This is a genomic window from Curtobacterium sp. MCBA15_012, assembly GCF_001864935.2.
Lineage (GTDB): Bacteria > Actinomycetota > Actinomycetes > Actinomycetales > Microbacteriaceae > Curtobacterium.
Genome location: NZ_CP126267.1, coordinates 857439 through 879367, shown reverse-complemented (window position 1 = coordinate 879367; position 21929 = coordinate 857439). Strand labels below are relative to the sequence as shown.

Annotated in this window: 17 protein-coding genes and 1 pseudogene; 8 read left to right on the top strand and 10 right to left on the bottom strand. The window is 71.9% G+C overall.

From position 1 onward, the window contains the following. Positions 1-734 precede the first annotated feature (734 nt). Positions 735-1718 (bottom strand): helix-turn-helix transcriptional regulator, encoded by a 984-nt coding sequence (locus QOL15_RS04065; protein WP_071249478.1) that lies wholly within the window; start codon positions 1716-1718, stop codon positions 735-737. Between the two features lie 121 nt (positions 1719-1839). Here QOL15_RS04065 and QOL15_RS04060 point away from each other — a divergent pair, with 121 nt between their 5' ends. Then, a complete protein-coding gene (locus QOL15_RS04060; protein WP_065964992.1) occupies positions 1840-2286 on the top strand; it encodes a MarR family winged helix-turn-helix transcriptional regulator in 447 nt (148 codons plus the stop codon). A gap of 160 nt (positions 2287-2446) precedes the next feature. Next, positions 2447-2602, top strand: coding sequence for a hypothetical protein (locus QOL15_RS04055; protein ID WP_171898845.1), 156 nt, complete (start codon positions 2447-2449; stop codon positions 2600-2602). A 152-nt stretch (positions 2603-2754) separates the two neighbouring features. Here the strand turns inward: QOL15_RS04055 and QOL15_RS04050 are convergent, their stop codons facing one another. The 4 genes from QOL15_RS04050 to QOL15_RS04035 form a co-directional block, all read right to left on the bottom strand. Next, the gene (locus tag QOL15_RS04050; RefSeq protein WP_065964994.1) at positions 2755-3603 is read right to left on the bottom strand and encodes a carbohydrate ABC transporter permease; all 849 of its coding nucleotides are present in this window, start codon (positions 3601-3603) and stop codon (positions 2755-2757) included. Continuing rightward, positions 3603-4601 carry a carbohydrate ABC transporter permease gene (locus tag QOL15_RS04045; protein WP_305405401.1) on the bottom strand — a complete coding sequence of 333 codons (999 nt, stop codon included), beginning with the start codon at positions 4599-4601 and terminating at the stop codon, positions 3603-3605. The genes QOL15_RS04050 and QOL15_RS04045 overlap by 1 nt, the downstream gene beginning before the upstream one ends. Beyond that, entirely contained in the window at positions 4598-5917 is a 1320-nt protein-coding gene (locus QOL15_RS04040) for an ABC transporter substrate-binding protein (RefSeq protein WP_071249477.1), read from the bottom strand. The genes QOL15_RS04045 and QOL15_RS04040 overlap by 4 nt, the downstream gene beginning before the upstream one ends. Positions 5918-6847: 930 nt before the next feature. Next, entirely contained in the window at positions 6848-7864 is a 1017-nt protein-coding gene (locus tag QOL15_RS04035; protein ID WP_071249490.1) for a LacI family DNA-binding transcriptional regulator, read from the bottom strand. Between the two features lie 278 nt (positions 7865-8142). Here QOL15_RS04035 and QOL15_RS04030 point away from each other — a divergent pair, with 278 nt between their 5' ends. From QOL15_RS04030 to QOL15_RS04010, 5 genes and pseudogenes are all read left to right on the top strand, one after another. Next, positions 8143-9375 carry a sugar ABC transporter substrate-binding protein gene (locus QOL15_RS04030; RefSeq protein ID WP_065961954.1) on the top strand — a complete coding sequence of 411 codons (1233 nt, stop codon included), beginning with the start codon at positions 8143-8145 and terminating at the stop codon, positions 9373-9375. Positions 9376-9435: 60 nt separating this feature from the next. Beyond that, on the top strand, positions 9436-10386 hold the full coding sequence (locus QOL15_RS04025) for a carbohydrate ABC transporter permease (protein ID WP_071249475.1): 951 nt from the start codon (positions 9436-9438) through the stop codon (positions 10384-10386). After that, positions 10383-11273 carry a carbohydrate ABC transporter permease gene (locus tag QOL15_RS04020; protein WP_083230187.1) on the top strand — a complete coding sequence of 297 codons (891 nt, stop codon included), beginning with the start codon at positions 10383-10385 and terminating at the stop codon, positions 11271-11273. Before QOL15_RS04025 ends, QOL15_RS04020 begins: the two co-directional genes overlap by 4 nt. A gap of 271 nt (positions 11274-11544) precedes the next feature. Further along, a pseudogene (locus QOL15_RS04015) lies at positions 11545-12306 on the top strand (ThuA domain-containing protein); the annotation flags it as partial. A gap of 140 nt (positions 12307-12446) precedes the next feature. Continuing rightward, a complete protein-coding gene (locus tag QOL15_RS04010) occupies positions 12447-13562 on the top strand; it encodes a Gfo/Idh/MocA family protein (protein WP_071249468.1) in 1116 nt (371 codons plus the stop codon). 185 nt (positions 13563-13747) lie between these two features. On the opposite strand, the gene opgC is transcribed toward QOL15_RS04010, so the two are convergent. From opgC to QOL15_RS03990, 4 genes are all read right to left on the bottom strand, one after another. Then, positions 13748-16369, bottom strand: a complete 2622-nt coding sequence (gene opgC / locus QOL15_RS04005; RefSeq protein WP_083394142.1) for an OpgC domain-containing protein — start codon at positions 16367-16369, stop codon at positions 13748-13750. Then, on the bottom strand, positions 16366-16779 hold the full coding sequence (locus tag QOL15_RS04000) for an ATP-binding protein (protein WP_071249466.1): 414 nt from the start codon (positions 16777-16779) through the stop codon (positions 16366-16368). Before QOL15_RS04000 ends, opgC begins: the two co-directional genes overlap by 4 nt. Continuing rightward, the gene (locus QOL15_RS03995; protein ID WP_083394145.1) at positions 16776-18803 is read right to left on the bottom strand and encodes a glycosyltransferase; all 2028 of its coding nucleotides are present in this window, start codon (positions 18801-18803) and stop codon (positions 16776-16778) included. The genes QOL15_RS04000 and QOL15_RS03995 overlap by 4 nt, the downstream gene beginning before the upstream one ends. A gap of 96 nt (positions 18804-18899) precedes the next feature. Continuing rightward, positions 18900-19658, bottom strand: coding sequence for a TetR/AcrR family transcriptional regulator (locus QOL15_RS03990; protein WP_071249464.1), 759 nt, complete (start codon positions 19656-19658; stop codon positions 18900-18902). Positions 19659-19781: 123 nt separating this feature from the next. On the opposite strand from QOL15_RS03990, the gene QOL15_RS03985 reads away from it, so the two are divergent. Beyond that, a complete protein-coding gene (locus QOL15_RS03985; RefSeq protein WP_071249462.1) occupies positions 19782-20711 on the top strand; it encodes an NAD-dependent epimerase/dehydratase family protein in 930 nt (309 codons plus the stop codon). Positions 20712-20831: 120 nt separating this feature from the next. Here QOL15_RS03985 and QOL15_RS03980 read toward each other — a convergent pair whose 3' ends face one another. Beyond that, complete coding sequence (locus QOL15_RS03980) at positions 20832-21881, bottom strand: BLUF domain-containing protein (protein ID WP_071249461.1); 1050 nt, start codon at positions 21879-21881, stop codon at positions 20832-20834. Between the last annotated feature and the right edge of the window lie 48 nt (positions 21882-21929).

Below are 21929 nucleotides of genomic sequence, written 5' to 3'. Positions count from 1 at the left end.
CGCGGCGCGCCACGGCGCGCGCCATGGCGCGCGCCACAGATGGGCAGGGCGCGGAGCGCCGGCCATCCCGGCGACGCGCAGAGCGCGCGCCCTCCGCACAACCGGAAGCAGCTCGCACCACGGAAACCCGTGGCGCGACGTGCTTTCCCCGGTGCGCGAGCACGTCGCGCCACGGCGCGGCGCTCGCGCCCCGCGCCACAAACAGGCAGGGCGCGGAGCGCCGTCCGCCAAGGCGACGCGCAGAGCGCGCGCCCTCCGCACAACCGGAAGCAGCTCGCACCACGGAAACCCGTGGCGCGACGTGCTTTCCCTGGTGCGCGGGCACGTCGCGCCACGGCGCGGCGCTTGCGCCCCGCGCCACAGACAGGCAGGGCGCGGAGCGCCGGCCATCCCGGCGACGCGCAGAGCGCGCGCCCTCCGCACAACAGCAAGCACCTCGCACCACGCAATCGGTGGTGCGACGTGCCTTCCCTGGTACGCGAGCACGTCGCGCCACGGCGCGCGGCGCTCGCGCCGCGCGCCACAGACAGGCAGGGCGCGGAGCGCCGGCCGCCAAGGCGACGCGCAGAGCGCGCGCCCTCCGCACAACGGGAAGCAGCTCGCACCACGGAAACCCGTGGCGCGACGTGCCTTCCGTGGTGCGCGAGCACGTCGCGCCACGGCGCGGCGCGGCGCGGCGCGGCGCGGCGCGGCGCGGCCGGCGAACGCCGGCGCCGCCCGCGCCCGCGAGCGCGTCAGCGCCGCAGCGTCTGCTTCGGGTACTCGCCGAACCGCTCCGCGTACGACGCCGAGAACCGACCGAGGTGCGCGAAGCCCCACCGCCGCGCCACGTCCCCCACGGCACCGGTCTGCGGCCCCGCCTCGAGCAGCTCCTCGTGCACGCGGTCGAGCCGGACGTGGCGCAGGTACGTCAGCGGCGACACGTCGAACACGCGCCGGAACGACTCCTGCACGGTCCGGACACTGAGCCCGGCCACGGCGGACAGGTCGGTGATCGAGACGTCCTCGGCGGCGTGCGCGTGGATGTACTCCACCGCGGCGCGCAGTCGGGCGTTCCGGGGCTCGGCGAGCACGTCGGGCAGCGCGTCGACCTGCGGCGGGAACATGTCGAGGAACACCTCGGCGGCCGCGACCTTGGCGTCCTGCCAGGCGTCCGACTCCGACCCCCCGACGCGCAGACCACGGGACAGCGCCGTGAGCGCACCCTGCCACCGCTGCCCGATCGTGGCGTCGGGCTGCCGGACCCCGTCGAAGCGCAGCTCGTGGTCGCCGACCTCGGTCCGGGTCGCTGCGACTCGCCGGATGAACTCGCGGTCGAAGTGCACGAGGCGCTGGTCGTAGTCGGCGGTGACGAACCAGAACTCCTCGTCCGGCGGGAACAGCACCGGGACGTCCTGCTCCATCGGCCACCGCTCCCCGCGGAGCTCGACCTCGCCGGTCCCCGCGCTGATCCACGTGACGACGTAGTCGCCGCCCGCCGGGACGACGCCGCGGATCTCGCCGTGCATCTGCGAGCGGCGGATGGTGACCTCGCTGTCACCGATGGCCGTGTAGCGGTAGTCGAAGCGGCCGTCGGTCGGCCCCGCGGACCACCGATCGGCCCGGTAGATGCCACCGAGGTCGCGGATGGCGGTCTCGGGACGGGTGCCGGCGACCTCGAAGCGCACGGGAGCGATGGTCGCCTCGGCGCCGAAGGCCTCGATGAGGGGGTCAGCCACGGGACACTCCGTCCGGGTGCGATGTCCGCATGACGCAGTCCATCTCGTTATCTGGATACGCTTCTGGGGTACGGGCGGCGTATTGTCGCCGAGGACCGACGCGCACCGAGGGGGCGACCACGTGAGTGAGATCGACCTGACCGCCGCGCTGACCCGACTCGAGGCGGCGATGGGGGCGCTCCGCGGGCGCCTGCGCGAGCGGCTGTCGGTGTCCGGCACCGACCTGACCGTGCTGCAGTTCGTCGCACGTGCCGCGGCTGCCGAACGCCAGGTCCGCGTGAAGGACCTCGTCTCGCACCTCGGCCTGACGAGTCCGGCGGTCACCGGCACGGTCGACCGCCTGGAGCGGGCCGGGCACCTGTGCCGCGTCCCGAACCCGGACGACGGGCGCAGCCGGTTCATCGAGCTCACCCCGGAGACCCAGCGCGCCTACGCCGCCGCGATGGACAGCACGAACGAGCATCTGCACGAGCTGTTGTCCTCCTTCTCGGAACGCGAACGGGTCAAGTACGTGCGGGTCATCGACCGCGTGGTCGAGGCGCTCGAGTACGGCGCTCCGACCCCCTGACGCAGAGTACGGGCGGGCGAGGACACCACTCGAACGTTTGTCCAACAAGCGCAACTAGGTAACTTCCCGACCTATCTTGCCGGACGTGGCCCGCCCTGGTCCGTACCGTCGCCCGTGGGTGCCCCGTTCGGGGGCGATTCAGGGAACCAGGGAGAGAACCATGGGCGCGTACCAGTCCCAGCCGGGCATCGACCCGGTACGCATCGAGACGTTCCGTCGGATGCGCAAGCGTTGGAAGTACGGCGAACTGCAGGACGGTGCCGGTCTGTACGCCGACTTCTTCACCGACACCGCACGGGACCCGCGCCGCAGCTGACGGCGTGTGACCGACGGTCGCCACGGCGACCGAACGACGGACGGGAGGCCCGTGGCGGGATCGCCACGGGCCTCCCGTCCGTCTGCCGGTCACCAGCGCATCCGCCGCCCGCCGACACGACGCAGGTCTCGTCGACGAGTGCGCGGCCACCCTCAGCCCTTCACCGCCCCGGAGGTCAGGCCGGACACGATCGACCGGCGGAACACGAGCACGAGCACGACGATCGGGACCGTCGCCGCGACGCTCGCCGCGAAGATCTGCGCGAACGGCACCGTGAACTGGGTGCCGAACAACGCGATGCCGACCGGGATGGTGCGGAACGAGTTCTCGCTGTTGAACGTCAGGGCCATCAGGAACTCGCTCCACGAGGCCGTGAACGTGAACACCCCGACCGTGAACAGCCCCGGCTTCGCCATCGGCAGGATCACCGACAGGACCGTCCGCCACGCGCCGGCGCCGTCGATCTCGGAGGCCTCCTCGATCGTGGAGGGGATCCCCTGCAGGTAGTTCCGCATGATCCAGATGGCGAACGGCAGGTTGAACGCCACGTACGGCACGATCAGCCCCGGGTACGAGTTGAGCAGGCCGAGGTTGCGCTCGAGCAGGTACAGCGGCGTCAGCACCGCGATCGCCGGGAACACCGACAGCATGAGCAGCGACGTCATCACCGCCGTGCGGCCCCGGATCCAGCGCCCGGCGAGCGCGTAGCCGGCCAGGAACGCCAGGCCGAGGACGATCACCGTCGTCGAGACCGACACGATGACGCTGTTCACCATGTACTGGCCGAGGGCGTTGTCCCGGAACGCGACGACGAAGTTGTCGAACGTCAGCGCCCGCGGGAACGCGGTCGGCGGCGACTGGGCGATCTCCGACGAGGGCTTGAGCGCCGTCGTCACGAGCCAGTAGAGCGGCAGGGCGGTGAGCACGGCGATGACGACACCGCTGACGTTCACGGTGTTCACCCACCGGCGCCACCCCTTGCGGACACGCTGTCGGGGCATCAGTCGTCCCCTCCCTTCGCCTGGTTCCGGAAGGCCCGGAGGAACAGCAGACAGCCGACCGCGACGATGAGCGCGGTGCTCGTGGCGATCGCGGCGCCCGGGCCGATGTTGATGTCCTGGAACAGGACCTTGTAGCCCATGATCGCGAGCGACTGCGTCGTCGTGCCCGGTCCGCCGTTCGTCAGGACGAAGGGCAGGTCGAACACCCCGAACGCCTGCAGCACGCGGAACAGCACCGCGATGGTGAGCGTCGGCACGAGCTGCGGCACGACGACCCGCCAGAACGTCTGCCACCCGTTCGCGCCGTCGAGCTCGGCCGCCTCGTAGTGGTCCTCGGAGATCTGGACGAGGCCGGCGAGCAGGATGATCGCGACGAACGGCGTCGTCTTCCAGATGTCGGCGACCATGAGCCCGGTGATCGCGGGCACCGGTTCGCCGAGGATCACCGGCGCGTCCCCGAACAGCCCGAAGAACCACGTCGCGACGCCGTAGGTCGAGTCGTAGACGTACTTCCAGAGCTGGGCGTTGACGATCGTGACGAGCGACCACGGCACGAGCATGAGCGCGAGCATCCAGCCGCGCGTGGCCCCGAGTCGCTCGAGCACGAGGGCGACGAGCATGCCGAGGACGAGCTCGACCGAGACCGTCACGACCGTGTACAGCACCGTGAAGCCGAGCGCCCGGTACCAGTCGGCGCTCTGCAGCAGGGCCGCGTAGTTGCCGAGCCCGAAGCCCTGGATGCTGAACCCGTCGTAGCCGATCTCGACGTCGGCGAAGCTCAGGACGATCGAGTACACGACGGGGAAGATCGTGACCGCCGCCACGACCAGGAGCGCCGGGGCCGCGAAGCCCCACGCACCCCGCGCACGCACGCGCTCCATCCGCGACCGCGCGCTCGTCGGGCGGTACCCGTCCTGGCGACCCGCGCCTCCCGGCCGGTGCCCCGCACCCGACCGGACCGACGCGCGTGACGTGCGCGTCCCGGTGTCGGCGCTCACAGCGCCGCGCCCTGCAGGGCGAGCTGGATGGCGGAGGCCATCGCGCTCGTGCCGCCGTCGACCGACGTCTGTCCGCCGAGGATGCTGTTGCCGTTCTGGTAGACGCCCTGCGAGACCTTCGGGTAGTACGCCGTCGAGGTCGGGCGGGGCACGAGCGTGATGCCCGCGGCCGTGTCGTACGTCGGCCGCTGCTGGCGCTTCGCGTCCTGGCTGACGAGGGTCGCGCTGCGGGCCGGCAGGACTCCGCCCTCGCGGGTGAGGAGTTGCTGCGCGGTCTCGCTCGACATCCAGCTCGCGAACGTCAACGCCGCCGCGGGCTGCTGCGTGTGCGGGTTGATGTAGTTCCCCCAGCCCCCGATCGTCGAGTGGTGCTCGTCCATGCCGTCGAACGTCGGCCGGGCGGCGAGCCCGACCTTGCCCGCGACCGCGGAGTCCGGCCCGTTCGCGATCCCCCACGCGTACGACCAGTTGCGGAGGAACGCCGCGCGACCGCCCGAGAACGCGTCGTTCGTGTCCTGCTCCTGGTAGGTCAGGGTCGCGCGGGGAGCGGCGCCGTCGGTGATGAGCGAGCGCATGAACTCGAACGCGCGCTTCGTCTCCGAGCTCGTCGTCTCGGGCCGTGTCAGGTCGTCGTTGAGGAGCGAACCGCCCGCGTCCGCGACGAACTCGGTCACGTTGCAGGTGAGTCCCTCGTAGACGTCGCCCTGGAACGCGAGGCCGTAGTCGACGTCGCCCGTGTCCACGAGCTTCGCGGCGGTGGACTTGACCTCCTCCCACGAGCGCGGGACCTGGAAGCCGTGCTTGTCGAGCAGGTCCTGCCGGTACAGGAAGAACGACTCGTCGATGTAGAGCGGGAACATGTAGTACGTCCCGTCGACGCTCGCCGCCTGCCGGAGGCCCTCGGGGAACTGCTCGAAGAAGTCCGCCCCGACGAGCTGGTCCACCGGCGTCGCGAGCTTGTTCTTCGCGAACTGCCCCGGCCAGGCCACGTCGCCGAGGTACACGTCCGGGGTCGGGCTGCCGGCGGCGATCTGCGTCGTGAGGCTGGTCCGGTTCGTGTCGGTGTCGCTCGGGGCGCTGACGATGCGCACGCTGATGTTGGGGTGTTCCTCCTGGAACGCCGCGATGAGGCGGCGACGGAGGTCCCCGCCGTCCTTCGAGGCGACCTGCCCGGCCCACCAGCTGATCGTGACGTCACCCTCGGGTGGGTCCGTCGGCCAGTCCTCGACGGTGGTGCGCTCGGGACGGGTGGAGCAGCCCGCGAGCAGCAGCACCCCCGCTCCCCCGAGCAGGAACAGTCTCCGGTCGATTGCCATCCGTCCTCCTCGACGTGTGGTGCTGCGAACCTGTGAGACCACACAACCAACGGTCCCTGGGAGTGGGTGCAGGGGTGGGTCTGCGGGCGGGGTGGGTGTGCGGGGTGGGTGGGTGTGCGGGCGGGGTGGGTGTGCGGGCGGGGTGGGTGGGGCCCGTCGCGAAAGCGACAGATCGGTGCGAACAGTCGGCGGGGAACTGTCGCTTCCGCGACCACGTCGGGCGGGGCAGCGCGCGATCTGTCGTTTCCGCGGGGTGGACCGGCCGCGAGGCGGACGGGAGGCGCGGTGCCGGGCCGCCACGCGCCTCCCGGCCGGTGGGTGGGTCGGCGCAGCGACCCCACGGGCTCAGCGACACCTCACGCAGCCGGCAGGCCGTGAGGTGTCGCTGGGCGCGTGAGGTCTGTCGCGAGAGCGACAGATCGGCGCGAACAGTCGGCGGGGAACTGTCGCTTTCGCGACCACGTCGGGCGGAGCAGCGCGCGATCTGTCGCTTCCGCGGGGCGGACCGGCCGCGGGACGGACGGGAGGCGCGGTGCCGGGCCGCCACGCGCCTCCCGTCCGGTGGGTGGGTGGGCCGGTGCAGCGACCTCACGGGCTCAGCGACACCTCACGCCGCCGACGGGCCGTGGGGTGTCGCTGGGCGCGTGGGGTCTGTCGCGAGCCCGGCGGGTCGGGTGGGGCCCGCCGCGAGAGCGACAGATCGGTGCGGACAGTCGGCGGGGAGCTGTCGCTTTCGCGACCACGTCGGGCGGGGCAGCGCGCGATCTGTCGCTTCCGCGGGGCGGACGCACCGCGGGGCGGACGGGAGGCGCGGTGCCGGGCCGCCACGCGCCTCCCGGCCGGCGGGTGGCTGGGTGCGTCAGCATCCTCACGGGCGCAGCGACACCTCACGCGGACGGCAGACCGTGCGGTGTCGCTGGGCCCGTGGGGTCAGACGCGCGGGGCCGGAGCCGGTGCGGTCGACTCGGCGGTGCGGAGCACGCACGGCAGCAGGAAGTGCGGGAGCTCGGTCGAGGTGCCGTCGAGCTGGTCGATGAGCGCGTCGGCCGCACGGACGCCGAGCTCGTGACCGGGGGCGATCATCACCGCGAGCCGCGGGTGGTGCTGGTCCCCCGCCGCGGCCGAGGACGCGATGCTCAGCACCGACACGTCGTCCGGGACCCGACGACCGGCGGACCAGAGCCCGACGAGCAGCCCCGCCGACGAGTCGTCCTTCATCACGAGCACCGCGGTGACGTCGGGGTCCGCCGCGAGGAGTTCCCGGGCTGCGGCACGGCCGCCCTCGCTCCCGGACGCCGCGTACACGATCGTCCCGGCGCCACCGCGCTCGGCGACGGACGCGCGGAAGGTGTCCTCGACGCGGAGGTGGGGGGCGTACCCGGCCATCGGCGTGCCCTCGAGGTTCTCGAGCACGAGGCCGAAACGCCGGTGCCCGAGGCCCTGCAGGTGGTCGAGGCTGTCCTCGATCGTGGTCTCGAAGTCGATGTCGACGAACGGCAGCGCGCTGCTGTCCCGGGTGCGACCGATCAGGGTGAACGGGACGCCGAGCTCGGTGAGCTTCGCCACGCGCGGGTCGTCCATCCGCACCTCCATGAGGACGACACCGTCGACGAGGCCACCGGACACGAGGTCGTCGAGGTCCTCGCCGGCGGGGTCCACCGGCCAGAGCACGAGGTGGTGGCCGCGCTCCGACGCCCGCTCGGCAGCGCTCATGAAGAACTCCGACGTCGTCGGGCTGAAGCGGTTGCCCGTGGTCGGGAACAGCAGGGCGATGATCCGGGTGCGCCGGCTCGCGAGGGCGCGCGCGACGACGTTGCCGCGGAACTTCAGCTCGCGCATCGCCGCGGTCACCTTCGCGGTCGTCGCCGGTGTGACGTACTTCGTGCCGTTCACGACGAACGAGACCGTCGCGATGGACACCCCGGCACGGTCGGCGACCTGCTGCATCGTGGCCACGGCACCTCCTGCGGGCGGACGGACACGCCGCCGTGGTCGCGGCGGCTCACACCGCCGTGGTCCCGGCGGCTCGCACCACCGGGTCACCGGTGGCCACCGCCGTGGGTCCGGCGGTCGTCACGAGCATAGTCCTCGGTCGTCACCAGAAAAGCGCTTTACAGGTGAAGCGCTTTTCTGTTAGCTTCTCGCCCCAGGACCACCGCGACGACGACGTCAGTGGAGTCGCCGCACCGCGTCCTTCCCCGCATCCGCGAAGAGAAGAGCAGTCGATGAAGCCTGGTTCCCCCTCCCCGTCCCGCAGGACGCGCGCCCTCGTCGGCGCCGTCGCCGCGATCGCGACGATCCCGCTCGTCCTCACCGGCTGCTCCGGCGCCGGGTCCGCCTCGTCCGGCGGCGGCAAGACCCTCACGATCGAGGACTACTACGCCGCGAACTACGACCCGATCTACCAGCAGTGCGCGAAGGAGGTCGGTGCCGAGCTGAAGATCAACCACGTCGCCGGCGCCGGTCTGATCTCGAAGGTGCTGCAGCAGGCGTCGTCGCGGACCCTGCCGGACGTGCTCATGCTCGACAACCCCGACGTGCAGCAGATCGCCGCCTCCGGTGCGCTGTCGGACCTGGCGGACTACGGGCTCGACGCGGACGACGACGTCCCGGGGGTCAAGGGCGCGAACACGTACAAGGGCAAGCTCTACGGTCTGCAGCCGGTCACGAACTCGATCGCGCTCTACTACAACAAGAAGATGCTCGCCGACGCGGGCATCCAGCCCCCGAAGACGTGGGACGAGCTCAAGGAAGCCGCGAAGAAGCTCACCAGCGGATCGACCTACGGCTTCGCGATGAGCAACATCAACACGTACGAGGGCACCTGGCAGTTCCTGCCCTTCTTCTGGTCGAACGGCGGCGACGAGAAGGACATCGCGACGCCCGAGGCCACCCAGGCGCTCCAGCTCGTCGAGGACCTGCAGAACGACGGCTCGATGTCGAAGAGCTCGATCAACTGGGCCCAGGCCGACGTGAACAACCAGTTCATCGCGGGCAAGGCAGCGATGATGATCAACGGTCCGTGGCAGCTGCCGGCACTCAAGAAGGCGAAGGACCTGGAGTTCGACAGCGTCCCGATCCCGACGCGCACCGGTTCGGAGACCGTCGCCCCGCTCGGTGGCGAGGCCTTCACGGTCCCGCAGACCGGCGACAAGGCCAAGATGCAGCTCGCCGGCAAGTTCGTCGGGTGCCTCAACAGCGACAAGATGCAGAAGGTCTTCGCCGGCACCACCGGCAACGTGCCGACCAACATCGAGGTCGGCACCGCCTGGGCGAAGGACCACCAGGACGTGGCCTCGTTCGTGACGACCGTGCAGACCGCCCGTGCCCGCACCGGTGAGCTCGGTCCCGACTGGCCCAAGGCCGCGACGAAGATCTACACCGCCGTCCAGCTCGCCCTCACCGGCAAGGCCGACCCCGAGCAGGCGCTCGAGCAGGCGCAGTCGCAGAACCAGTAGTGGGAGACGGGGAGCCGACCACGCGGTCGGCTCCCCGCACCCCGGACGGAAGGACCTGACATGAGCGCCTCGACACAGATCCGGCCCCGGACGACGACGTCCCCGGCCCCAGCACGACCCGGACAGCGCCGCGCGCGCATCCGGTCCGCCACCACCCGGTGGTTGTTCGTCATCCCGGCCGCCGTCTTCGTGGCCGTCTTCTTCGGCTACCCGGTCGTCAAGAACGTCCTGATGTCGTTCCAGGACTACACGACGAAGACCTTCTTCACCGGCGAGGCACCCTGGGTGGGCCTCGGCAACTACGTCTCGGTCTTCTCGAGCAGCGTCTTCACGACGAGCGTGGTGAACACGGCCCTGTTCACCGCGGGGTCGATCGTCCTGCAGTTCGTCCTGGGCCTCGGCCTCGCGCTGTTCTTCCGGCGGCACTTCCCGCTGTCGGGCTTCCTGCGCGGACTGCTCCTGCTGCCGTGGCTGCTGCCCCTGATCGCGTCGAGCGCGGTCTGGAAGTGGCTGCTCGACCAGGACAGCGGCGCCCTGAACCAGCTGCTCGGCGTCGTCGGCATCGGTCCGGTCCCCTGGCTCGTCAGCCCCAGCCTGGCGCTCATCGCGGTCATCGGGGTGAACGTCTGGCTCGGCATCCCGTTCAACACCACGATCCTCTACAGCGGGCTGCAGTCGGTCCCGCCGGAGCTGTACGAAGCCGGTGCCCTCGACGGTGCCACGGGCTTCAAGGCCTTCTGGTACATCACCTGGCCGAGCATCCGGTCGGTGGTGAGCGTGGTGATCGTGCTCGGGGTCGTCTACACGCTGAAGGTCGTCGACATCATCCTCGGCCTGACCGGCGGCGGACCGGCGAACTCGACGCAGACCCTGGCCACCAACGCGTACCACCAGTCCTTCATCAACTTCCAGTTCGGCATCGGAGCCGCGGTGAGCAACGTCCTCATCGTCGTCTCGTTCGTCTTCGCGATGGTCTACATCGCGATCTCCAGGAAGGCGGTCGACGAATGAGCGTCGGACTCGCGAACCAGACCGTCACCGTCACCCGGGCGATCACGACCGAGCGGACCGCGCGGGACCGGCGTCCCCGCCGCTCGGCCAAGGGGCTCCCCTTCACGATCCTCGGCATCGTGTTCCTGGCGATCATGGTGTTCCCCGTCTACTGGATGGTGAACACGAGCCTGCAGGCCACCTCGGGCGCCGCGACCGCGACCTGGTTCCCGTGGAACCCGACGTTCGCCGGGTACCAGGCGGCGTTCGCCCAGCAGGGCCAGAACTTCGTGTCGAGCATGATCATCGGCCTCGGCACCGTCGTCCTGACCCTCGCGATCGCCACCCCCGCCGCCTACGGCCTGGCCCGGTTCCGGATGCGGGGCACGCGGACGTTCCTGCTCGTGCTGCTCATCACGCAGATGATCCCGGGCATCGTCATCGCGAACGCGCTCTACACGCTGTTCAACAACGTCGGACTGCTCAACAGCTACGTCGGGCTCATCCTCGCCGACAGCGCCGTGCAGGTCCCGTTCGCGATCCTGCTCATGCGCGCGTTCATGGAGTCGATCCCGCCGAGCCTGGTCGAGGCCGCCCTGGTCGACGGCGCGACCGACCTGCGCGCGTTCGTGTCGATCGTCCTGCCGATCAGCCGCAACGCGATCGTCACGGCCGCGCTGTTCACGTTCCTCGGTGCGTGGGGTGACTTCCTCATCGCGCTCACCCTGACCTCGACCGACGCGGTCCGCCCGATCACGCTCGGCATCTACAACTACATCGGCTCGAACGTGACCGACTGGGGACCCGTCATGGCGACGTCCGTCCTCGCGTCGCTCCCGGCAGCCGTGCTCCTCATCGTCGCCCAGCGCTACATCTCCGCCGGCGCGCTCGGCGGTGCGGTCAAGTGACGACCGGCCCCGCCGGCCACCGCCACACCGCGACCGGCCCCGCCCGCCACCGCCACACCGCGACCGGCCCCGCCCGCCACCGCCACACCCCGACCGGCCCGGCCGGCCACCGCCACACCGCGACCGGCCCCGCCCGCCACCGCCAGACGGCGACCAGCCCGCCCGGCACCCGCCGAACCGCGACGGGCACGACCGGCCCGCCCGGCACCCGTCGCACCGCGACCGCACACTCCGACGCACCCGCGTCCCCTCAGTCAGGAAGGCCCACACCATGACCACCACCCCGCTGCGCATCACCGTCTGGGGCGAGAACGTCCACGAGCAGGTCGAGCAGCACGTCGCCGAGCGGTACCCGGACGGCATGCACGGCGCGATCGCCGACGGCATCCGCGAGCACCTGCCCGAGGCCGTCGTCCGCACCGCGACCATGCAGGAGCCCGAGCACGGCCTGACCGACGCCGTCCTCGCCGAGACCGACGTCCTGACCTGGTGGGGGCACGCCGCGCACGCCGACGTCGACGACGCCGTGGTCGACCGCGTCCACAAGCACGTCCTGTCCGGCATGGGTCTCGTGGTGCTGCACTCCGGCCACTGGTCGAAGATCTTCGGCAAGCTCATGGGCACGACCTGCACGCTCCGGTGGCGCAGCGAGCACGACCAGGAACTCGTCTGGACCGTGAACCCGCAGCACCCGATCACGCGCGGTGTCCCGAACCCGATCGTCATCCCCGAGCAGGAGATGTACGGCGAGTACTTCGACGTCCCCACCCCGGACGAGCTCGTGTTCATCTCGGGGTTCACCGGCGGCGAGGTGTTCCGGAGCGGCATGACCTACCGCCGCGGCTTCGGGAAGATCTTCTACTTCTCCCCGGGCGACCAGGACTTCCCCGTGTACCACCACCCGGACGTCCGCCGTGTCATCGCGAACGCCGCCGAGTGGGCCCGGCCCGAGCGCGAGCGGGAGCTGCCGACGCTCCGCCGGTACGACCTCGGCGAGTACTTCGACGGCCAGCACTACCGCGGCCCGTTCGACGACGCCCCGGAGGACGAAGCCCCGGCGGACAGCGCCCCCACAGACTCCCCGGCGGACAGCGCCCCCACAGACTCCCCGGCGGACAGCGCACCCACAGCTGCCCAGGCGGACACCGCCCAGCACGGAGCCGGGGCCCGCGCATGACCGACCACGCCCCGCTGCGGGTCGTCCAGGTCGGCGCCGGCGGCATGGGGCGCGCCTGGCTCGCGACGGTCGCCGCGGACCCCGACGTCGAGCTCGTCGGGGTCGTCGACCTCGACCTCGACGCCGCCCGCGCCGGGGCCGAGCTCGCCGGGGCGCCGGCCATCCCGGTCGGCAGGGACCTGACGGCCCTGCTCGCCGAGACCGGCGCCGAGGCGGTCCTCGACATCACGGTGCCGGTCGCGCACCACCCGGTCACGATGGACGCCCTGCACGCGGGGCTGCCGGTGCTCGGCGAGAAGCCGGCCGCGCAGACCGTCGCCGAGGCGCTCTCCCTCGCGGCCGCCGCCGAGGTCACCGGGCAGCTGTTCATGGTGTCGCAGTCGCGTCGGTACAACGACCAGCTCGTCGCCTTCCGGCAGCACGTCCGCGCGCTCGGCGGCGTCGGGAGCCTGAACACCCGGTTCGCGAAGGCGCCGCACTTCGGCGGCTTCCGCGAGGAGATGGACGACGTCCTGCTCCTCGACATGGCGATCCACGCGTTCGACTCCGCCCGGTACGTGCTCGAGCGGGAGCCGGTGTCGGTGACGTGCGACTCGTGGAACCCGTCGTGGTCCTGGTACCGCGGGCACGCGAACGCCGCGGCCGTCTTCACGTTCGAGGACGACGCCCGCTACGTGTACGACGGCTCGTGGTGCGCGCCGGGCGACGAGACCTCGTGGAACGGCGACTGGCGTGCCACGGGCGCGACCGGCTCGGCGGCCTGGGACGGCGACCACGACCCGTCGAGCGTGGTCGACGGCGCTCCGGGCACGCCCGAGCCCGCACCGGGCGTCGGGACCGAGATCGCGGGCGCGCTCGCGTCCTTCGTCCGCGCGGTGCGCACCGGCAGCCGGCCCGACGGCGAGGTGCACGGCAACGTCATGAGCCTGGTCATGGTCGACGCGGCGATCGCGTCGGCGCGGTCCGGGCAGCGGGTCGTGATCGACGAGGTCCTGGAGCGGGCGCACGCCACCGCGATCGCGGACGAGCGGGACGAGGCGGTCCGCGAGCGGCTCGCCTCGTGGGGACCGGTCCGGCAGGCGCTCGCGACCGACAGCGGCGCGCTCGCCTGACGCGGTCCACGCGACCACCCCACGGACGGGAGGCGCGGTGCCAGCCGGCACCGCGCCTCCCGTCCGTCTCCCCGCCCGTCCGGCGACCGCGCCCACCGGACGCACCGCCCACCGGACGCACCGCCCACCGCGGCACGGCGCACACCGCGGCGCGGCGCTGACCGGGACCCGGCGCCGACCGTCGCTCAGCGCGGGATGATCGAGAACAGGAACTTCTTCCGGATCATGTACCAGACCAGCAGGATCAGCACCGTGTGGGCCGCGAACCCGATCCAGCCGTTGAACCAGTCCACGCCCGGGATCGACGCGATCGCCAGCGCGAAGAACACCTGCCACACGAACACGTAGAGGCTCGCCTGCCCGATCGGGATCCACAGCCAGCCGATCACCGCGGCGATCGGCTTCCAGAACACCGTGAGGATCGCGTACGACACGATCGCGAAGAACGCGATGTCGACGAGTCGGCCCCACTGCAGGTCGACGCGCTGGTAGGCCGTGTTGTAGAGCTGGTCGTACATCGTCGCGGGGAACGGTGCGGGGGTGAAGCCGAACTGGTTCCCGGCCCAGACGTAGACCAGGAACAGCGCGTACCCGGTGATCCCGACGCCGATGAGCACCTTGCCGAGCCGGCCGGTCAGCGCGCCGATCACCTGCCGGCGGTAGTAGCCGAGCACCAGGCCGTGCGTGAACACGACCTGCCAGGTGAGGAGCGGGAAGACGGCCTCGAACTGCGAGTTCAGGGGACGGAACTCGGGGTTGAGCGCCTGGAAGACGTAGACACCCCAGCTGACGAGGAGGAGCGCCCACCAGAAGCCGCGCCGGATCACCCACATGAACACCGGGATGAACAGGCTCAGCACCACGAACAGACCCATGATGTTGAACGGCCACGGCCCCATCTCGAGCAGCAGGAACTGCTTGATCGCGAACCAGGGCGGCGGGTACGCCAACAGCTGCATGGCGTTCGGGTACAGGTCGTACACGCGCCCCTCGGCCCCGACGCCCCCGGTGCCGGTCCCCCGGTCGGTGAAGGTCGTGATCGCGTCGGTGTTCAGGAACGGCACGAAGCTCATCGCGAAGACGACCAGGATCACACCGAGCGTGACGAGGTACTGCTTGCGGGCACGCTTCCACGCGCCGACCGCTGCGACCCACTCGCCGAACTTCTTGATCGCGAACGGGTAGGTCATGCCGAGGACCATGCCGGACAGGAACACGAACATCTCGGCGCCGGTGATCGCACCCGTGGCGTGCAGCGTGATGTACGAGTACGGTCCGCCGATCTCGATGTGCGTGATCACCACGGCGAGGATGATGAAGCCGCGGAACAGGTCGAGCCGCAGGTCGCGTCCGGGCTTGCCGTCGTCGGGGTAGCGCCAACTCGGCAGCAGTCGGCCGACGAGCCCGCTGAGCAGGAACACCGCGGCCAGACCGGCCGACAACCAGACGATCCACGCCATCTGGTCGCCGCCGGTCTCGTACTCCTGGCTGATCGCGGCCGCGCCGTCCTGCGGCGTGACCCGGTCGGTGACGGGGCCGCCCTCGAAGCGGTCGGTCGCCTGCAGGTCGGTGCGGAACGACCCCGCGACGGCCGGCACCGCGGTGTCACGCCAGTCGGCGACCCGGTTCCCGGCCTCGGGTTCGCGACGGTTCGTCTCGAGGAACGTGACGCCGCGCACATCCGGGCGGTCCTGCACGGCGGCGAACACCTGCCGCCACCAGGCCTGCTTGACCTCGAGCTGGCTGGCGCCCTTCAACGAGTGGTCGTACAGCGCCCCGGTGTCGAGCAGCATCGGGCGGTCCTCGCCCGTGGCGAAGCGCTCGGTGAAGGTGCCCTCGGTCTGCGGCTGCTGGTAGCCCCAGGTCTCGTCGAAGCGGGCCTCGACCTCGCCGGCGGTCGGCTCCTCGTTCGTGGTGAGCGGGACGTCGCGTCCGGCGGCCTCGGTGGACTTGCCCTTGCCGAAGAAGAACATCGACAGCCCGACCCAGTCGACGCTCCCCGCGCCGGGCCAGTAGGGGCCGTACGGGTCGTCCGCGGCGTCGAGCTTGCCGTCGCCGTTCGTGTCGGCCTTGGCCACGTCGACGGCCGAGAGGTCCTCGAGCCGACCGGCGGACTCGCCGAACGGGTAGCCCGCCCCGTACGAGGGCGACCACACCATGGCCGCGTCGGAGTCGCCCCGGTGGACGACCCCGGCGAGCGTCCGGAAGGCGCTGACGTACGCGGTCGGCTGCTGGCCCCAGCGGACCCACGTGCCGTTCATCTGCGGGGCGAAGCGGACGAGCACCTGGGTGTCGTACTGCTCGTGCGACTGCGCGAACAGCTTCTCGGCCGCACGGGCGTCGTCGCGGGTCAGGGAGGCGAGCGACTGCGTCGGCGTCAGGGTCACGACGAGCACGGCGCCCTGGGCCGCGGCGGCACGGCTGGCGCGGTCGTACTGCTCGCGGGCGGTGCGGTCGAACGGGTAGTCGAGCTCGACGCCGTACATCGACGGGGTCGCGCCGAGGCGGCCGGCGTAGCCGTCCGGCGCGTCGGCCCCCCAGTCCAGGTCGGGTCCGTACCAGGCCCGGCCGTCGGCGGGCAGCAGGCCGGCACCCGTCCGGGAGGCGCTGGTCGCCGTCCCGGGTGCGGTCGCGCCCGACGTCGGTGCGGTCGAGGACGTCGGTGCCGGGGACGACGTCGTGTCCGGGGACGAGGTCGCCGCGGTCGCGCTGGCGGCGGTCGCGGCCGTCGCGGGCACGCCGACGCCGAGCAGGAGCGTGCCGCTGACGACGAGGAGCGCGACGGCCTTGGCCAGGACGCCCCTCACCGGTTGCACGCGAGCGTCCAGATGTTGTGCCCGCCCGCGTGCTCGTGGTCGAGCCGGTCGAGGGCGGCGATCGCCAGGGCGAGCCCGCGTCCGCTCTCCGCGTCGACCTCGGCCATCGTCACGGCGGACAGGTCGATGTCCACCGGCAGCCCGTTGTCGGACAGCACGGCGATCAGCTCGCGGTCGGTCGCGCGGAGCTCGACGCTGTACCGCCGACCGGCCTCGCGGTCGGCGCGGCGGGTGTGCTCGACGATGTTCGCGGCGACCTCGGCGAGCGCGGTCTCGAGTGAGAAGCGCAGTCGGGCGTCGTCGACGTCGAGCGTCTCCCACCACGCGGCGAATCGGTCCTGCACCTCGTCGAGGGACGCGGCGACGGCCGGCACCTCGAACGTCACGTGCTGCTCGGTCACAGCGGGCCTCCTGCGGTCGAGGACTCGTGTTCGGACTGGGGCGTGCCCGGACCCGGACCGCGGTAGCGCACGGCCCGGATCACGATGCTGAAGATGAACAGGTCGAAGAGGACCCATGCGGTGTTCACGAGCGGGGCGATGCCCTCCGCCTGACCGGTCAGGTACCGGATGCCGATGAGCACGAGCGCGGCGACGAGCGCCCCCATCGCGTACAGCTGCGGCTTGACGAGGTCCCATCGCGGCTTCTGCTCGGACTCGTCGCGGACCTTCGGCGTGACGCGGAACCCGAGCGGGCGACCGCGGAACACGTTGTCGAAGGCGCTCGTGACCGACTCGATCCACACCGGGAACAGCGCGAGCGAGTACTGCTGCCCGCGCCAGGTCGGTCTGCCGGCGGCCACCACCCAGAACAGCAGCTGGTTGAGCACGAGGAAGGGGATGAGCCGGACGAAGAAGTCGACGCTGTACGCCTGGACCGGGACGACCCCGAACGACAGGCAGAGCACCGGCGCCGCGATGTAGACCACCGCGGCGAACCCGGACAGGTAGCTCCACATCGTCGAGAAGTACATGAGCCGCTGCCCCCACGACAGGCCCTTCTGCACGAGGGGGTTCTCGCGGAAGAACACCTGCATGGTGCCCTGCGCCCAGCGGAGCCGCTGCACGAGCATGGTCGGCAGGTCCTCGGGCGCGAGGCCCTTGGCGAGGATCTCGTCGTGGTACGCGGAGCGCCACCCGAGGCCGTGCAGGCGCATCGCGGTCGCCATGTCCTCGGTCACCGAGATCGTCGCCAGCGGCATGATCGGCTGCGCCTCGTCGTCGCGGTTGACGTCGAGCGCGCGGGCGAGCACGGCGATGGACTCGATCGCGGCGACCGGCGACGCGTCGCGACGGCCGAGCACGTCGAGCGCCGCGTCGTCGAGCCCCGCGAACGTGTCCGCCTCGGTCGACATCGCGGCGAGCTCCTGCAGGTCGCGGCGCACGGACTCGAGGTCGGCGGCCGCGAAGCGGAAGGCGATCGCGTCGATGCCGCGCTGGAAGTCGTACGTGACGTCACCGAGCGGCACGCCCCGGTCGACCTGGTCGCGGGCGCGCTCGACGACCTGCTCGGCACCGTCGAGGGCGTCGAGCACGCGCGGGTCGGTCTCGGTCTCGCGCGCACGGGCCAGGAGCGTCCGCGAGGTGCGGATGGTGCGCTCGACCGACTCCTGGACCTCGCGGACGTACCGCGTCACGCCGAGCTGCATGAGTGCCTCGCGCCGGAGGATCGCGTTCGAGCCGCAGAAGAACGCGGCGTTCCAGCCGTCCTTCGACTGCTGGATCGGACCGTAGAACAGCGGGGCCTGGCTGCCGAGCAGGTCGGCATCGGGGACGTTCTCGAACCACTGCGGCGTCTGCACGAGCGCCATCCGCTCGTCCTTGAAGTAGCCGAGGGTGCGGTCGAGGATCTCCGGCTCGGGCACCTGGTCGGCGTCGAGGATGAGGAGGAACTCGCCCTGGGTCGCGAGCAGGGCGTTGTTGAGGTTGCCGGCCTTGGCGTGCCGGGGGCGGTCCACCCAGTCCGCACCACGGGTGATCACGCCGATGCCGAGCGACTCCGCCGCCGCGCGCATCTCGGGGCGGTTGCCGTCGTCGAGGATCCACGTCTCGTGCGGGTGCGTGATCGCCTTCGCCGCGCGGGCGGTGCGCACGACGAGCTCGACCGGCTCGTTGTAGGTCGTGATGAAGACGTCGACCGTGACGTCCCCGTCGGGCTTCGTCGGCGGTTCCCCGCGCTCCCGGAGCCGCCAGGCGCCGAAGGCGAACAGGAGCGAGTCGATCACGCTGTAGGTCTCGGCGAGGATCAGCGGCACGGCGATCCACCAGGAGTGCCAGTTCACCGACGCCGCCCAGCGCCACACGATGTAGTTCAGCCCGGCGATCGACGCGAGCAGGGCGACCGTGCGGACCGCGGCGAGCCGCCGGGGCGGGGTGCCGGACGTCAGACGTCGACGGTCCTGACGACTGACGTCGATCGCGGTCATCGGCATCCTCCCCTGATGTGCCGGGCGACGCTGGTGAGTGCGTCGGTACAGGCCTGTCTACCGTAGGTGCACCACACCTGTCAGCCGACGCCCCGTTCAGGGGACGGGATGCGGCGAGGCGAGGCCCAGGTCGTGCGCGAGGCGGACGACGACCTCGTCGAAGTACGCGGCGTGGTCGGACACCGACCCGACGGCGTGCCCGAAGAGCTCGAACGACAGCATCCCGTACACGGTGGTCCAGGCCATCAGCGTGCGGAGCACGACCTCGGGTGCGGGGTCGGCGTGGAAGCCGTGGGTCGCGGCGTACCGGACCGCGTCGGCGACGGACGCGGCGGTCCCGGGGCGCGAGTCGACCGACGGGCCCGCACCGAGCCTCCAGTCCGGGGGCAGGGCCGACCCGGGGACCGCGGCCCACGCGTCGGTGACCACCCGCAGGAGCACGTGCGTCGTGCGCGACGCGGGCGCGACGGTGTCCTGCGGCGCGACGTAGCCGGGGACCGGCGAGCCGTAGAGCAGCGCGAAGTCGCCGGGGTGCGCGACCGCCCACCCGCGGATCGCGCGGCACGCGGCGACCCAGCGACCGACGTGGTCCGCGCGGTCGACGGGCGACTCGGCGGCCTCGACGGCGGCACCGAGCTCGTCGTAGTCGAGCACGAGCAGCGCCGTGAGCAGGTCGTCGCGGCTCGGGAAGTACCGGTACACGGCAGACGAGACCATGCCGACGTCGCGGGCGACGGCGCGGAGGCTCAGCTGCGCCGGCCCCTCCTCGGTCAGCCGGGCCCGTGCCGCGTCGAGGATCGCGGTGCGGACGGTCTCGCGGGCGAGCGCACGCGCGGTCGGGGCCTTGTCCACCATGCCGTCCAGCCTGCCACGCGAGAGCAGTGCACGCGAACGAGAGCACTGCTCTTGCAATCTGCGCCGCCGTCCTCCACACTCAGTTCCGAGAGCACTGCTCTCCCAGACCTGCCAGGAGGCACCATGTCCCGTCACCACGTCGTCGTCGGCGCCGGCCCCGTCGGCCGCCACGTCGCCGCCCACCTCGCCGGGCGCGGCGACGAGGTCGTCGTCGTCACCCGCTCCGGACGGGACAGCGGGGTCGCCGGCGTCCGGCACGTCGCCCTCGACGCGTCCGACGCCGCGGCCCTCACCCGGGTCACCGAGGGCGCCGCTGCCCTGTACAACTGCGCGAACCCGGGCGACTACACCCAGTGGGAGCGCGTGTGGCCGCCGCTCGCCACCGCGCTGCTCGAGACCGCCGAGCGGACCGGCGCGGTCTACGGGATCACGGGCAACCTGTACCCGTACGGCCCGGTGACCGGACCGATGCGCGCCGACCTGCCCGACGCGGCGACCGACCACAAGGGCGTCCTCCGGGCCCGGATGTGGGCGGACGCCCGCGCCGCGCACGAGGCCGGCCGGCTCCGCGCCGTCGAGGTCCGCGGCGCCGACTACGTCGGACCGGGCGTGGGGGCGAACGGGCACGTCACGCGGGTCCTCCCCGGGGCGCTGCGCGGGAGGGCGGCCACGGTGATCGGCCGGACCGACCAGCCGCACTCGTACACCGACGTCGGGGACGTCGCCCGCACGCTCGTCGCCGCGACCGACGACCCGACCGCGCACGGGCGGACGTGGATCGTGCCGACGAACGCGCCGCGCACGCAGGAGCAGGCGCTCACCGACGTGCTGCGGTCGGTCGGCAAGCCCGCCGTGCGGGTCCGGTCGCTGCCGATCGGGGTGTTCCGCGCACTCGGGACCGTCGTGCCGTTCATGCGCGAGGTCGCCCAGCTCGGCTACCAGTGGACCGGGCCGTACGTCGTCGACGACCGCGCGACCCGGGCGCACCTCGGGCTCGAGCCGACGCCGTGGGACGAGGTCTGCCGGCGGACCGCCGAGGGCACGACCGCGTGACGGATCCACCGACGGACGGGAGGCACGGTCCGGGTCCGGACCGTGCCTCCCGTCCTCGGGGCGGTCGCCGTCGGCCGACGCCCCCACCGACCGCGGACGCTCGCTCCGGGCGGTCCCCCGTCAGGCGCCGGTGACCGGGACGTCCCAGTAGGACGGCTGCTCGTACTGCTCGGACCAGCCGCGGCGCAGGCGGGTCGCCGCACGGTCGAACGCGTCGACGAGGTCGGTGTCCGCGGTGAGGAGCGCCTGCAGCCGGAGGCCGTCGTGCAGGGCGAGGAGCTGCTGTGCACCGCGGACCGGGTCCATCGTCGCGGGCTCCCGACCCTCGCGGACGTCCGCGGCCAGGCCGTCCCGGATCGTCTGCCGGAAGCGCCGGTACGTCGAGCGGTGGTAGTCGGCACCGTCCACGGTCGGGTCGGCCGCAGACGCCAGGCTCGCGGCCAGGAGCTCGACCAGCGCCGGTTCCTCGGACTGCGCGAGGAGGAGGGCGTGCAGGAACGCGACCGTGCCCTTCTCCGCGATGAGCGGCGTCAGCGGACCCGAGACCGTCCGCGTCCACCGCTCGACCGTGGCCGCGAGCAGCGACCCCTCGGTCGGGAAGACCTGCCGCAGGTCCTCGACGGGCATGCCCGCGTGCGCCGCTGCGACGTCGAGCCCGAACCGCGAGACACCGCCGTCGCGCAGCGCGATGATGGCGCCGATGATCGCCAGGGAGCGGGGCGCCTCGTCCTCCTCCGCGGTCCGGCTCGTCAGCGGCGCGAGCGGGTGCTTCCGGAACCACTCGAGCAGCCCGCGTGCCCGGGCCGACCCGAACGCCGGGTCGGCGGGTTGCCCGGGGGCGAACAGGTCACTGAAGCCCGGGACCTGCTGCATCAGCGGATCGAGTGGCTGGAACGCCATCGACCAGTCCGGGAACGACCGCTGCTCGATGGGTTCGTCGAGCAGCACCCGCACGTTGGTGTGGCGGGGGTCGAGGCGGACCTGCTCGAAGCGGGCGCCCACGACCTCGTCGTCCCCCTCGAGGATGCCGATGCAGTTGTCGGCCTTGTGCGCGAGGATGCCCGTCACGCCCATGCTCGTGTTCTTCTCGCGGCCGACGGCCAGGATCTGGGCGAGCTCCGCGTCCGTGATCGGACGGGTCTGCGTGCTGGTGTAGACGATCGAACGCATGGGTGGGTGCCTCCTGACGGCTGGACACGGTGCCCTCGTCCGAGTGAA

Coding starts and splice junctions, on each gene's coding strand:
- QOL15_RS03980 (WP_071249461.1), bottom strand. CDS start 21,881: ATGCGTTCGATCGTCTACACCAGCACGCAGACCCGTCCGATCACGGAC.
- QOL15_RS04025 (WP_071249475.1), top strand. CDS start 9,436: ATGAGCGCCTCGACACAGATCCGGCCCCGGACGACGACGTCCCCGGCC.
- QOL15_RS04020 (WP_083230187.1), top strand. CDS start 10,383: ATGAGCGTCGGACTCGCGAACCAGACCGTCACCGTCACCCGGGCGATC.
- QOL15_RS03985 (WP_071249462.1), top strand. CDS start 19,782: ATGTCCCGTCACCACGTCGTCGTCGGCGCCGGCCCCGTCGGCCGCCAC.
- QOL15_RS04050 (WP_065964994.1), bottom strand. CDS start 3,603: ATGCCCCGACAGCGTGTCCGCAAGGGGTGGCGCCGGTGGGTGAACACC.
- QOL15_RS04010 (WP_071249468.1), top strand. CDS start 12,447: ATGACCGACCACGCCCCGCTGCGGGTCGTCCAGGTCGGCGCCGGCGGC.
- QOL15_RS04035 (WP_071249490.1), bottom strand. CDS start 7,864: ATGCAGCAGGTCGCCGACCGTGCCGGGGTGTCCATCGCGACGGTCTCG.
- QOL15_RS03990 (WP_071249464.1), bottom strand. CDS start 19,658: ATGGTGGACAAGGCCCCGACCGCGCGTGCGCTCGCCCGCGAGACCGTC.
- QOL15_RS03995 (WP_083394145.1), bottom strand. CDS start 18,803: ATGACCGCGATCGACGTCAGTCGTCAGGACCGTCGACGTCTGACGTCC.
- QOL15_RS04030 (WP_065961954.1), top strand. CDS start 8,143: ATGAAGCCTGGTTCCCCCTCCCCGTCCCGCAGGACGCGCGCCCTCGTC.
- QOL15_RS04055 (WP_171898845.1), top strand. CDS start 2,447: ATGGGCGCGTACCAGTCCCAGCCGGGCATCGACCCGGTACGCATCGAG.
- QOL15_RS04040 (WP_071249477.1), bottom strand. CDS start 5,917: ATGGCAATCGACCGGAGACTGTTCCTGCTCGGGGGAGCGGGGGTGCTG.